Raw genomic sequence first — 13,590 nt, 5'->3', positions numbered from 1 at the left:
CGTCGATTCAGCACTCTGCCCGCCGGCCAAACGGAGTAGTTTTTGTCAGAGTCCTTGGGCGCAAGGGCTTGTTCCGTTAAGATAGTCGGCTTTTTCACGGCGGGAGTCAGGCAGCATGGCGCAGCAGTATCAACCGGGGCAACGCTGGATTAGTGACAGCGAAGCAGAGCTGGGGTTAGGCACCGTTCTGGCACAGGACGGGCGCTTGTTGACCGTGCTCTATCCGGCCACTGGCGACCCCCGCCAGTATGCGCTACGGAATGCGCCGCTCACTCGCGTGAGGTTTTCGCCGGGTGACACCATCACCCATTTCGAAGGCTGGAAAATGACCGTACAGGAAGTCGACGACGTCGACGGCCTGCTGGTCTACCACGGCCTCAATGGGCAGAACGAGCAGGTCACCCTGCCGGAAACCCAACTGTCCAACTTCATCCAGTTCCGCCTGGCCAGCGACCGTCTGTTCGCCGGGCAGATCGACCCGCTGGCGTGGTTCTCGCTGCGCTACCACACGCTGGAACACACCAGCCGCCAGTTGCAGTCCTCATTGTGGGGCCTGGGTGGCGTGCGTGCACAACCTATTGCGCACCAACTGCACATCGCCCGTGAAGTCGCTGACCGTATCGCGCCGCGGGTCTTGCTGGCTGACGAAGTGGGCCTGGGCAAGACCATCGAAGCGGGCCTTGTGATCCATCGCCAACTGCTCTCGGGCCGCGCCAGCCGTGTGCTGATCCTGGTCCCGGAAAACCTGCAGCACCAGTGGCTGGTGGAAATGCGCCGCCGCTTCAACCTGCAGGTCGCGCTGTTCGACGAAGAACGCTTTATCGAAAGCGATGCCACCAACCCGTTCGAAGACACCCAGCTTGCACTCGTTGCGCTGGAATGGCTGGTGGACGACGAGAAAGCCCAGGACGCGTTGTTCGCCGCTGGCTGGGATTTGCTGGTGGTCGACGAAGCGCACCACCTGGTGTGGCATGAAGACAAGGCCAGCGCCGAATACTCGCTGGTCGAACAACTGGCTGAAGTGATCCCAGGCGTGCTGCTGCTCACCGCCACCCCGGAACAACTGGGCCAGGACAGCCACTTTGCGCGCCTGCGCCTGCTGGACCCGAACCGTTTCCACGACCTGCAAGCCTTCCGCGCCGAGAGCGAAAACTATCGCCCGGTGGCCGAAGCCGTGCAGGAGCTGCTCGACAAGGGCCGCCTGTCTCCGGCCGCGCACAAGACCATCCAGGGTTTCCTCGGTAACGAAGGCGAAGCCCTGCTCAGCGCCGTCAACGATGGCGACAGCGAAGCCAGTGCGCGCCTGGTGCGTGAACTGCTCGACCGCCACGGCACCGGTCGCGTGCTGTTCCGCAACACCCGCGCTGCCGTGCAAGGCTTCCCCGAGCGCAAGCTGCACGCCTACCCGCTGCCGAACCCGGATGAGTACCTCGAACTGCCGTTGGGCGAACACGCCGAGCTGTACCCGGAAGTCAGTTTCCAGGCGCAGCCGGATATCGAGGAAGAAAACCGCTGGTGGCGTTTCGACCCGCGTGTCGAGTGGCTGATCGATCAGCTGAAAATGCTCAAGCGCACCAAGGTCCTGGTGATCTGCGCCCACGCCGAAACCGCCATGGACCTGGAAGACGCCTTGCGCGTGCGCTCCGGCATCCCGGCCACGGTGTTCCACGAGGGCATGAACATCCTCGAGCGTGACCGCGCCGCCGCCTACTTTGCCGATGAAGAGTTCGGCGCCCAAGTGCTGATCTGTTCGGAAATCGGCAGTGAAGGCCGCAACTTCCAATTCTCCCACCACCTGGTGCTGTTCGACCTGCCGTCCCACCCCGACCTGCTGGAACAGCGTATCGGTCGTCTGGACCGGATCGGCCAGAAACACGTGATCGAACTGCACGTACCGTACCTGGAAACCAGCCCGCAACAGCGCCTGTTCCAGTGGTACCACGAAGCGCTCAACGCCTTCCTCAACACCTGCCCGACCGGCAACGCCTTGCAGCATCAGTTCGGCCCGCGCCTGCTGCCATTGCTCGAAGCCGCCGACGACGGCGAGTGGCAAGCCTTGATCGACGAAGCCCGTGCCGAGCGCGAGCGCCTGGAACAAGAGCTGCACACCGGTCGTGACCGCCTGCTGGAACTCAACTCCGGCGGCGCCGGTGAAGGCGATGCGCTGGTCGAGGACATCCTTGAGCAAGACGACCAGTTCGCCCTGCCGATCTATATGGAAACCCTGTTCGACGCCTTCGGTATCGACAGCGAAGACCATTCGGAAAACGCGCTGATCTTGAAACCCAGCGAAAAAATGCTCGACGCCAGCTTCCCCCTGGGCGACGACGAAGGTGTAACCATCACCTACGACCGTAACCAGGCGCTGTCGCGTGAAGACATGCAGTTCATCACCTGGGAACACCCGATGGTGCAAGGCGGCATGGACCTGGTGCTGTCCGGTTCCATGGGCAACACCGCCGTGGCGCTGATCAAGAACAAGGCGCTCAAGCCGGGCACTGTGCTGCTGGAACTGCTCTATGTCAGCGAAGTGGTTGCCCCGCGCTCGCTGCAACTGGGCCGTTACCTGCCACCAGCGGCTTTGCGTTGCCTGCTGGACGCCAATGGCAATGACCTGTCCGGTCGGGTGTCGTTCGTGACCTTGAATGACCAGCTCGAAAGCGTGCCACGGGCCAGTGCCAACAAGTTCGTGCAGGCCCAGCGCGATCAGCTCACGCCGCGCATCAATGCCGGTGAAGAGAAGATCGCCCCGCGTCACGCCGAGCGTGTGGCCGAAGCCAAGCGCCGCCTGGCCGCAGACACCGACGAAGAGCTGGCGCGCCTGACCGCGTTGCAAGCGGTCAACCCCACCGTGCGTGACAGCGAGCTGGTTGCCTTGCGCAATCAACGCGAGCAAGGCCTGGCCATGCTCGACAAGGCGGCGCTGCGACTGGAAGCGATTCGCGTGTTGGTGGCGGGCTGATCATTCGCTGCCAATTAGGAGGCCCGCTTAGTGCGGGCCTTTTTATTGGTCTTGAGGGCCTCATCGGGGGCAAGCCCCCTCCCACACTGACCGAGTAGAGTTCAGACAACTCGGTCAAATGTGGGAGGGGGCTTGCCCCCGATAGGGTCACCTCGGTCTCATGCCGTTACCGCAGAAGCCGGCACTTGAACCCCACTCAGCCCATCCTTCATGCGCTTGGCATCGCGCACAAAACTACGTGACGCCTGGAACAGAAACAGCATGGTCAAGAACAGCGCCACCGGAATCAGGTACATGGCGTCATGCAACCCCACGGCTTTATACGCCTCAGTCATTTGCTCTGCCCCGGCCGCATACATTGCCGAATGGGCAAAGTGATCGGACAGCGCCCCGACCACCACCGGCCCCATGCCACCGCCGAGCAAATACAGGCCTGCAAAGAATAGCGCCATGGCCGTAGCGCGCAGGCGCGGTTCGACCACGTCCTGGATCGCGGTATACACGCAGGTATAGAAATTGTAGGCAAACAGCCAGCCCACACTGAACAGCGCGACAAACACGCCTATCTCGATACGCCCGGCATGCAAGGCCCAGGCGGTAGTCACCGTGGAGATGATCAAGCTGCACGCGGCAAACAGCAGACGGCCGTTGGCGACCCGCTGATGGATCTTGTCGGCAATCCAGCCACCCAGGGTCAAGCCCACCAGACCGGTCAAGCCGACGATCACACCGGTGGCGACGGCCGCGTCCTGCAATGGCAGGAGGAAATAGCGTTGCAGCATCGGCACCAGAAACGAGTTGCACGCATACGTGGCAAAGTTAAAGCACAACCCGGCCAGCACCAGCCACAGGAAGGTCGGCACCGCCAGTACGCGGCGGATCGGGCGGTCGACACGCTCCTGGGACACTTGCACGGTTTCCGCCGCGCCGCGTTTAGGCTCTTTGATATAGAACATGAACACCGCCAGGATCATTCCGGGCACGGCGGCGATAAAGAATGGGGCACGCCAGCTATCAAACGCCTTGACCATCGCGCCAATGGTGAAAAACGCCAGCAGCAGCCCCAACGGCAAACCAAGCATGAAAATCCCCATGGCCCGCGCGCGGCGGTGGGCGGGGAACAGGTCGCCGATCAGTGAATTGGCGGCCGGCGCATAGCTGGCTTCCCCGATGCCGATGCCCATGCGCACCAGCAGGAAGGTCCAGAAACTCCCGACCATGCCATTGACCGCCGTCAGCCCGCTCCAGGCAAACAGGCCCCAGCCCATCAATTTGCTGCGCGAGCCGGTGTCGGCCAGTCGCCCGAGCGGCAGCCCGGCAAGGGCGTAGACGATGGTAAAGGCAGTGCCGATGATACCGAGCTGAAAGTCGCTCAGGTGCCATTCCATGCGGATCGGCTCGATGATGATCGCGGGGATGGTGCGATCGAAGAAGTTGAACAGATTGGCCAGGAACAGCAGGAACAGAATGCGCCAGGCATTCGCCGCTTGGGTCGAGTTCTGCATGGGTCCGTCTCTTTTATTGTTATGAGCGCTACGATGCCCGATGCATCCTGCCCGGTACCTGCAACATAGTCAGCTGAGGCGGGGTTGTCTGTAATGATTCGTAAAGCTGATAGGGCATGATTTCACCCGGTAACACGGGGATTTGTCCCACAAAAATATAAGTGCGCGCCCCCCTTCCCAACGGCCATGGCACGGATAGAATGGCGAGCCTTCCTGTAACACCCCCAACCTACTTTCTTATTGATGACGCCCATGTCCGAAGCCAGTCCGTGTCTGAATTGCGGTGCCTGCTGTTCACACTTTCGCGTGTCTTTCTTTTGGGGTGAGTGCGCCTCATCCGGGGGCACGGTGCCCGATGATCTGGTGGTGCAGATCAACCCGACCCGGGTGGCAATGATCGGCACCGATCAAAAACCTGCGCGCTGTTGCAGCCTTGAGGGCGAAGTGGGCAAAAGCACCAGTTGCTCGATCTATGCACAACGTTCGAGCCCGTGTCGCGAGTTCGATGCTTCCTGGAGCCAGGGTGTGCAGAACGTTGATTGCGATGCTGCCCGTGCTGCCTTCGGTCTGGCCCCTTTGCAAGCTCCGCCGTTTGAACTGGACCTGCCCATCAGCGCTTAGCACCAAACGCTATGCACAGCATGACAAATTAATTGAGATCAAAATGCCATTACCCATGGCAAATCCCATGAGGCTTCTATACTCGACATGGTAGGTCATCGCCTCTGGCAGTGACGTGGCTCTATGACGGGATACGCTATGGAATGGCTGGGCCAGTATTTTTTCACCGACCTTCCAGACAGCGGGCATTTATTGCTCAATTGCAGTCATAACCCCTTTCTGGTGCTACTGGCGTACCTGGTTGCCTGCGCAGCGGGGTTCGGCACCCTGGACATGGCCGAACGCGTCGGCCATGTAGAAGACCCCACCGCCCGCCGCCACTGGCGCTGGCTGGGAGCGGGCTGCCTGGCGGGCGGGATCTGGTCGACCCATTTCATCAGTATGCTGGCCTTCCAGGCCCCAATCGCCATTCATTACGAATTGCTCACGACGTTTGCCTCGCTGTTGATCGCCCTGATCGCCTCGCTGTTCGCCATGAAAACCCTCAGTCATGCCCATCTGCGTTTGCACCAATACCTGCTGGCTGCGGTATGGATAGGGCTGGGCATCGCGCTGATGCATTACGTGGGCATGGCGGCGATGCGCTCCCAGGCGCAGGTGTACTTTGAATCGCAGTTGTTCATGGCCTCGGTGGCGATTGCCATCGTTGCCAGCCTGGCGGCGTTGCTGCTGTCCAGTTACCTGCGCAACGGTGCCGGGGTGTTTCACCAACTGCTCAAGTACGCCGCCAGCCTGGTTCTTGGCGCGGGGATCCTGAGCATGCACTTCACCGGCATGGCGGCCATGCAAATGTTGGTACCCAGCGGCGCGGACTTGTCGTTGCCGGTGGACAACAATCCGATTCAACTGGGCCTGTCGGTGGCGGTGATTACCCTCTTGGTGATCGGCAGCGGTGTCAGCGCAGCTCTGGCAGACAAAAAACTGCAGCACAAGGAACGTGACCTGCGCCGGGTCAATGCGCTGCTCAGCGAACTCGACCAGGCCCGCGCCTCACTGCAACAAGTGGCCCATTTTGACGCGCTGACCAACTTGCTCAACCGCCGTGGTTTCAATCAGATCTTCGCGGAGAAAGTTGCAGAAAAAACCCGAAGCCAAGGCATGATGGCGGTGATTTTCCTCGACATTGACCACTTCAAGCGCATCAATGACAGCCTCGGCCATGACGCTGGCGACCAGTTGCTCACGGTGCTGGCCGGGCATATCAAGGGCTCGATACGTAGCCGTGAGGATGTGGTCGCACGGTTTGGCGGCGATGAGTTCTGCATCCTGATCAATATCCATCACCGTGACGAAGCGCGGCACATGGCCCAGCGCATCATGCAGAAAATGAAAGAACCCATCGAACTGGCCGGCCGCCGCATGGTGATGACTACCAGCATTGGTATCAGCCTGTTCCCCGACGATGGCCAAACCTGCGAAGAACTGCTGAAGACCGCCGACCTGGCGCTGTACCAATCCAAAGACACCGGGCGCAACAGCCTGAACTTCTTCAGTTCCAACCTGAAAACCCGCGCCTCCCTGGAACTGCAACTGGAAGAGGAGCTTCGTGCCGCATTGCGCGCACGCACCGAACTGGTGTTGTTCTATCAACCGATCTTCGACATGAAACTGGGCAAGGTCACGCGTCTTGAGGCACTGGTGCGCTGGGAACATCCCCAGCATGGGTTGCTGGCCCCGGACCGGTTTATCGGGATCGCCGAGAACAATGGGCTGATCGCCGAGTTGGACCACTGGGTATTGCGCCAGGCCTGTCACGACCTGAGCCTGTTGTCTGACCGGGGCTACACCGAGCTGACCATGGCCGTGAACTGCTCGGCCCTGAACCTGGCGCGGGACGAGCTGGCCGATGAAATCGAAGACGCCCTGCGCTTTGCCGGCGTGGCGGCCAACCGCCTGGAACTGGAAGTCACCGAAAATGCGCTGATGGGCAATATCAGCAGCACCCTGGCGCTGTTGCGGCAAATCCGCGCCCTGGGGGTCTCCCTGGCGATCGATGATTTCGGCACCGGCTACTCATCCCTGGCCTATCTCAAGCGCCTGCCGCTTAACACCTTGAAGATTGATCGTTCGTTTATCCAGGACATCCCCAAATCCACCGCAGACAGCGAAATCGTCCAGGCGATTATCGGCATGGCCCACACCCTGCACTTGCAGGTGGTGACCGAAGGCGTGGAAACCCAGGCGCAGTTTGAGCTATTGCTCAAGCACGACTGTGACTTCATCCAGGGTTACCTGCTCAGCCCGGCGGTGCCGTTCAACGACATCATCGGTGTGATGCAAGGCATTGCGATGCGCAATCCGCTCTACCCCTTCAGCGTGGAAGGCAATAAAGACAGCACGCCCACCAAAGACCCTGCGCCAGTGCGAATCTGCCCGCCGTCTATTGTCAGGCCAATTCGCTGAAGCCCAAATCAGAATGCTGGTGGTGCGACGACTGCAATCGCCAGTGCCATGGCACACATGGAAACAATTCTTCAGCGGTTTCCCGGCGGCCTGAACTGTTCCCGTGACGTTTACGTCACCCTAGGCTGTGACCTTTCTCTACGGCAAGGTGCCATCACTGGCAACGCGGTTACTCCGCTACACACTTATGGGGACAGAAAAGGCGCACCTTTTTCGCGCACTCCATTCTTACGCCGCCCTTTCCTGGATCAGAATCCAAGGCGAGACCACCACCGCCCACAGGCTTGGATCACGCTCCACCAAGTCCAATGCCCGCGTTGCAGACACTTCGCCAAGGCTCCCTGAAGCCAGCCAGGCGGCGACTTTATCACGGTTGTCTTCAGCCATTCCCTCGGCTGCTTCGATCAAATCCAGTCCGGCATCGACCCACAATAGGGCACCCTTGGCAAAGAACGGCTCTAGCTCCTTCCAGGAAATTTCAGCGGTTTCACCGAGCAGCTTGGCATAGAGGGTGCTAGGTTCTTGCGTCATGGGAGTTCACCTGAGTAAAAAATCGGCGCAATCATAGCCTTCTGACTCAGGCAGAAAAACCCAGTAGCAAATGAGGTAGCGATTGAAAGGGCCGGGAAAGCCAGGGAACACCTTGAAAACGGGTGTAAGCCCGCCGCAATTCTGTCTTTTTCTTTCATTTAAGCGACACGCTCAGGTTTTGCCCCCCGTTGCCAGCTTTTCAATTGATCAACCGGCGCTCTACACTGTACCGGTACAGTTGCCAGGGCAATACCGGGGGGATATCCGCGATATCTGATCCGGTTCTGCAGCTCACAAGGCCGCTAGAACTATAAAAAATACAACAGTAAGAGTGGAGCACTATGAATAAGGCTACTAAGCAGATTTCCAAACTGTTTGCCGCTATGGTCCTGGCTGGGGTTGCCGGCCATTCGTTCGCAGCCGACACCATCAAGATCGGCATCGCCGGTCCCAAGACCGGTCCGGTAACGCAATACGGCGACATGCAATTCATGGGTGCCAAGCAAGCCATCAAGGACATCAACGCCAAGGGCGGCGTGGATGGCAAAATGCTTGAAGCCAAGGAATACGACGACGCTTGCGATCCAAAACAAGCGGTCGCCGTAGCCAACAAAGTGGTCAATGACGGTGTCAAGTTCGTAGTCGGCCACCTCTGCTCCAGCTCCACTCAGCCAGCGTCGGATATTTATGAAGACGAAGGCGTCATCATGATTACCCCGGCTGCCACCAGCCCTGAAATCACTTCCCGTGGCTACAAGCTGATTTTCCGCACCATTGGTCTGGACAGCGCACAAGGCCCGGCAGCCGGCAACTACATCGCCGACCACGTGAAACCGAAAATCGTTGCGGTACTGCACGACAAACAGCAGTACGGTGAAGGCATCGCTACCGCCGTGAAAAAGACCCTCGAAGAAAAAGGCACCAAGGTTGCCGTCTTCGAAGGCTTGAACGCCGGCGACAAGGACTTCTCCTCGATCATCCAGAAACTCAAGCAAGCCAACGTCGACTTCGTCTACTACGGCGGCTACCACCCTGAGCTGGGCCTGATCCTGCGCCAGGCCAAGGAAAAAGGCCTGAACGCCAAGTTCATGGGCCCAGAAGGTGTCGGCAACGACTCCATCTCGCAAATCGCCCAGGGCGCTTCCGAAGGCCTGCTGGTGACCCTGCCGAAATCCTTCGACACCGACCCTGCCAACAAAGCCATCGTTGAAGAGTTCACCAAGAACAAGCAGGACCCAACCGGTCCGTTCGTGTTCCCGGCGTACTCCGCGGTTGAAGTCATCGCCGGCGGTATCGCTGCCGCGAAGAGCGAAGACACCGCCAAAGTGGCTGAAGCCATCCACGCCGGCACCTTCAAGACCCCTACCGGCGACCTGAGCTTCGACGCCAAGGGCGACCTGAAGGACTTCAAGTTCGTGGTCTACGAATGGCACTTCGGTAAACCAAAAACCGAAGTTTCCCCTCAGTAAGCCAGGCGTTACTGGTCAACAAGCCCACTGTGCAAGCAGTGGGCTTTGTTTTACGAGGTTTATGGGCCATGTCACCCGCGATCCGGGCGCTGGCTCACCTGAAAATCTTAAAACCGTCACCAGCGGTTCGCTGGCAAACGCTTCGTGCAACCTGGTCACAGAACAGGGCACCGAGCCGGAAATGACTCCACCAGTGAAATGCGTATCGGGTTTTTAGGAGCGCTGTAATGCCTGAGATCTATCATTTTTTCCAACAGCTGGTTAATGGCCTGACCATTGGCAGCACCTATGCCTTGATAGCCATTGGCTACACAATGGTTTACGGCATCATTGGAATGATCAACTTCGCCCATGGCGAGGTATACATGATTGGTTCCTATGTGGCCTTCATCGCCCTTGCCGGGCTGGCCATGATGGGGATCCACTCCCTGCCGCTGTTGATGACCGCTGCGTTCCTGGCATCGATCATCGTGACCAGTGCCTATGGCTACAGTATCGAGCGGGTTGCCTACCGTCCCTTGCGTGGCAGCAACCGTTTGATCCCGCTGATTTCCGCCATCGGCATGTCGATTTTCCTGCAGAACACCGTATTGCTGTCCCAGGACTCCAAGGACAAGTCCATTCCCAACCTGATCCCGGGGAGCATCTCCTTCGGCCCAGGTGGTGCACAAGAAGTGCTGATTTCGTACATGCAGATTCTGGTTTTCGTGGTAACCCTGGTGGCCATGCTGGGCCTGACACTGTTCATTTCCCGCTCCCGTCTGGGGCGCGCCTGCCGGGCCTGCGCCGAAGACATCAAGATGGCCAACCTGCTGGGCATCAACACCAACAACATCATCGCCCTGACCTTCGTCATTGGTGCTGCGCTGGCGGCCGTGGCGGCCGTGTTGCTGAGCATGCAATACGGCGTGATCAACCCCAACGCCGGTTTCCTGGTGGGCCTCAAGGCCTTTACCGCAGCGGTATTGGGCGGCATCGGCAGCATTCCGGGCGCCATGCTCGGCGGGCTGGTGCTGGGTGTGGCCGAAGCCTTTGGCGCCGATATCTTCGGCGACCAGTACAAGGACGTCGTCGCGTTCGGCCTGTTGGTTCTGGTGCTGTTGTTCCGTCCGACCGGCATCCTGGGCCGTCCGGAGGTTGAGAAAGTATGAGCAGATATCTTAAATCGGCGTTTTTCAGCGCCTTGCTGGTATGGGCCGTGGCCTTCCCGGTACTCGGCCTCAAGCTGAGCATTGTCGGCATCAACCTGGAAGTGCATGGCACCGGGCCCGTGACCCTGACCGTCATCGCCTTGTGTTCGGTGCTGATGTTTCTGCGCGTGCTGTTCACCCAGCAGGTCGGTGCCTTGTTCAAGGGCAACCGTGCTCCGTTGGTGTCGCCCAAGGTCAGCCAATTCCTGACCCTGCCGCGCACCCAGCGCTACATCATCATCGGCCTGATTATCGCCGCGCTGATCTGGCCGTTCTTCGGCTCACGCGGTGCGGTCGACATTGCGACGCTCATCCTGATCTACGTGTTGCTGGGCCTGGGCCTGAACATCGTGGTGGGCCTGGCCGGCCTGCTCGACCTTGGTTACGTGGGCTTTTACGCCGTGGGTGCCTACACCTACGCGCTGCTCTCGCACTACCTGGGTTGGAGCTTCTGGATCTGCCTGCCGCTGGCCGGCATGGCGGCCGCTACGTTCGGCTTCCTGCTGGGCTTCCCGGTGCTGCGCCTGCGCGGTGACTACCTGGCCATCGTGACCCTGGGCTTCGGTGAGATCATCCGGCTGTTCCTGCGTAACCTCACCGATATCACCGGTGGGCCCAACGGTATCAGCAGCATTCCCAAGCCAACGTTCTTCGGGCTGTCGTTCGACCGCACCGCCGCTGAAGGTATGCAGACCTTCCACGAGTACTTCGGGATCACCTACAACCCGGTCAGCAAAGTGGTGTTCCTGTACCTGGTGGCGCTGCTATTGGCGTTGGCGGCACTGTTCGTGATCAACCGTTTGCTGCGCATGCCCATCGGCCGTGCGTGGGAAGCGTTGCGCGAAGATGAAATCGCCTGCCGTGCCCTGGGCCTGAACCCGACCATCATCAAGCTTTCCGCGTTCACCCTGGGCGCCGCGTTCGCCGGTTTCGCCGGCAGCTTCTTCGCTGCGCGCCAGGGCCTGGTGACCCCGGAGTCGTTCACCTTTATCGAGTCGGCGATCATTCTCGCCATCGTGGTATTGGGTGGCATGGGCTCGCAACTGGGCGTGATCCTGGCGGCGATCGTGATGATCCTGCTGCCGGAAATGATGCGTGAGTTCAGCGAATACCGCATGTTGATGTTCGGCGCCATGATGGTGCTGATGATGATCTGGCGCCCTCAAGGCCTGCTGCCCATGCAACGTCCACACATGGAGCTGCGCAAATGAGCCGCGAGATCCTGAAAGTTGAAAACTTGAGCATGCGCTTCGGCGGCTTGCTGGCGGTCAATGGCGTGGCCCTGACCGTGAAAGAGAAACAGGTCGTGGCGCTGATCGGCCCCAACGGTGCCGGCAAGACCACGGTGTTCAACTGCCTCACCGGCTTCTACAAGCCGAGCGGCGGCAGCATCCTGCTGGACGGCCAACCGATCCAGGGCCTGGCGGGTCACGAGATCGCTCGCAAGGGCGTGGTGCGTACCTTCCAGAACGTGCGGTTGTTCAAGGACATGACCGCAGTCGAGAATCTGTTGATCGCCCAGCATCGTCACTTGAACACCAACTTCTTCGCGGGCCTGTTCAAGACCCCGGCGTTCCGCAAGAGCGAGCGCGAGGCCATGGAATACGCGGCGTACTGGCTGGACAAGGTCAACCTGACCGAGTTTGCCAACCGCCCGGCAGGCACCCTCGCCTACGGCCAGCAGCGTCGCCTGGAAATCGCCCGCTGCATGATGACCCGCCCGCGGATCCTTATGCTCGACGAACCTGCCGCGGGCCTGAACCCCAAGGAAACCGAAGACCTCAAGGCGCTGATCAGCGTGCTGCGTGAGGAAAACAACGCCACGGTGCTGTTGATCGAACACGACATGAAACTGGTCATGAGCATTTCCGACCATATTGTGGTGATCAACCAGGGCACGCCGCTGGCCGACGGCACGCCGGAGCAGATCCGCGACAATCCTGAAGTGATCAAAGCCTATCTGGGGGAAGCGTAAAATGTTGCAGTTCGAAAACGTTTCCACGTTCTACGGCAAGATCCAGGCCCTGCACGACGTCAATGTCGAAGTGCGCCAGGGTGAGATCGTCACCCTGATCGGCGCCAACGGTGCCGGCAAATCCACCTTGCTGATGACCTTGTGCGGTTCGCCGCAAGCCTACAGCGGCAGCATCCGCTACATGGGTGAAGAGCTGGTGGGCAGGCACTGCGCCGAAATCATGCGCAAGAGCATTGCCGTGGTACCGGAAGGCCGCCGCGTGTTCTCGCGCCTGACCGTGGAAGAGAACCTGGCCATGGGCGGGTTCTTTACCGACAAGGGCGACTACCAGGAGCAGATGGACAAGGTGCTGCACCTGTTCCCCCGCCTCAAGGAACGCTTCAGCCAGCGCGGCGGCACCATGTCGGGCGGCGAGCAGCAAATGCTCGCCATCGGCCGGGCGCTGATGAGCAAGCCCAAGCTGTTGCTGCTGGACGAGCCCTCCCTGGGCCTGGCACCGATCATCATCCAGCAGATCTTCGATATCATCGAACAGCTGCGTAAGGACGGGGTGACGGTGTTTTTGGTGGAGCAAAACGCCAACCAGGCATTGAAAATCGCTGACCGGGCCTATGTGCTGGAAAACGGTCGGGTGGTGATGCAGGGCACTGGCGAGCAACTACTGACGGACCCGAAGGTGCGAGAGGCATATCTGGGAGGTTAAGACCCGGTTACTGAGTAAACTGGATCTAAATGTGGGAGGAGGCTTGCCCCCGATAACGGTATATCAGTCACATGTCCTGTGCCTGACACACTGTCGTCGGGAGCAAGCCCCCTCCCACATTTTGTTTTGCGTAACTTGAAAAAAATTCGACTGGTTTTGTAACGAACTCTATCCCCCTCTCTCTAGTGGTGCATGCAGGCAATCAAGCCTGCGCATTCAACCACTGCTGGA

The 13,590-nt window shown here is 59.6% G+C and carries 10 protein-coding genes; 8 read left to right on the top strand and 2 right to left on the bottom strand.

The genetic code is table 11. From position 1 onward, the window contains the following. Positions 1–115 precede the first annotated feature (115 nt). Positions 116–2,962 carry an RNA polymerase-associated protein RapA gene (rapA, locus tag E4P00_RS00685; protein ID WP_248130491.1) on the top strand — a complete coding sequence of 949 codons (2,847 nt, stop codon included), beginning with the start codon at positions 116–118 and terminating at the stop codon, positions 2,960–2,962. A gap of 158 nt (positions 2,963–3,120) precedes the next feature. Here rapA and E4P00_RS00680 read toward each other — a convergent pair whose 3' ends face one another. Then, positions 3,121–4,467, bottom strand: a complete 1,347-nt coding sequence (locus E4P00_RS00680) for an MFS transporter (RefSeq protein WP_223017683.1) — start codon at positions 4,465–4,467, stop codon at positions 3,121–3,123. Positions 4,468–4,719: 252 nt separating this feature from the next. Here E4P00_RS00680 and E4P00_RS00675 point away from each other — a divergent pair, with 252 nt between their 5' ends. Then, complete coding sequence (locus tag E4P00_RS00675) at positions 4,720–5,088, top strand: YkgJ family cysteine cluster protein (RefSeq protein ID WP_032803342.1); 369 nt, start codon at positions 4,720–4,722, stop codon at positions 5,086–5,088. Positions 5,089–5,226: 138 nt separating this feature from the next. Next, entirely contained in the window at positions 5,227–7,491 is a 2,265-nt protein-coding gene (locus tag E4P00_RS00670; RefSeq protein ID WP_248130590.1) for a bifunctional diguanylate cyclase/phosphodiesterase, read from the top strand. Between the two features lie 228 nt (positions 7,492–7,719). Here the strand turns inward: E4P00_RS00670 and E4P00_RS00665 are convergent, their stop codons facing one another. Then, positions 7,720–8,022: a DUF2288 domain-containing protein gene (locus E4P00_RS00665; protein WP_017735930.1), complete on the bottom strand. Its 303-nt coding sequence runs from the start codon at positions 8,020–8,022 to the stop codon at positions 7,720–7,722. Positions 8,023–8,363: 341 nt separating this feature from the next. On the opposite strand from E4P00_RS00665, the gene E4P00_RS00660 reads away from it, so the two are divergent. The 5 genes from E4P00_RS00660 (at position 8,364) to E4P00_RS00640 (ending at position 13,359) form a co-directional block, all read left to right on the top strand. After that, the gene (locus E4P00_RS00660) at positions 8,364–9,491 is read left to right on the top strand and encodes a branched-chain amino acid ABC transporter substrate-binding protein (protein WP_032877333.1); all 1,128 of its coding nucleotides are present in this window, start codon (positions 8,364–8,366) and stop codon (positions 9,489–9,491) included. Positions 9,492–9,718: 227 nt separating this feature from the next. Further along, positions 9,719–10,642 (top strand): high-affinity branched-chain amino acid ABC transporter permease LivH, encoded by a 924-nt coding sequence (livH, locus tag E4P00_RS00655; RefSeq protein WP_003193535.1) that lies wholly within the window; start codon positions 9,719–9,721, stop codon positions 10,640–10,642. Then, entirely contained in the window at positions 10,639–11,892 is a 1,254-nt protein-coding gene (locus tag E4P00_RS00650) for a high-affinity branched-chain amino acid ABC transporter permease LivM (protein WP_248130490.1), read from the top strand. The genes livH and E4P00_RS00650 overlap by 4 nt, the downstream gene beginning before the upstream one ends. Then, positions 11,889–12,656, top strand: coding sequence for a high-affinity branched-chain amino acid ABC transporter ATP-binding protein LivG (livG, locus tag E4P00_RS00645; RefSeq protein WP_005785832.1), 768 nt, complete (start codon positions 11,889–11,891; stop codon positions 12,654–12,656). Before E4P00_RS00650 ends, livG begins: the two co-directional genes overlap by 4 nt. 1 nt (position 12,657) lies before the next feature. Continuing rightward, complete coding sequence (locus E4P00_RS00640; RefSeq protein WP_005785830.1) at positions 12,658–13,359, top strand: ABC transporter ATP-binding protein; 702 nt, start codon at positions 12,658–12,660, stop codon at positions 13,357–13,359. Positions 13,360–13,590: the final 231 nt, after the last annotated feature.

The organism is Pseudomonas sp. B329 (assembly GCF_023127835.1).
Lineage (GTDB): Bacteria > Pseudomonadota > Gammaproteobacteria > Pseudomonadales > Pseudomonadaceae > Aquipseudomonas > Aquipseudomonas synxantha_A.
Note: the sequence above shows the minus strand (reverse complement) of the source record. Positions and strands in the feature narration are given on the sequence as shown.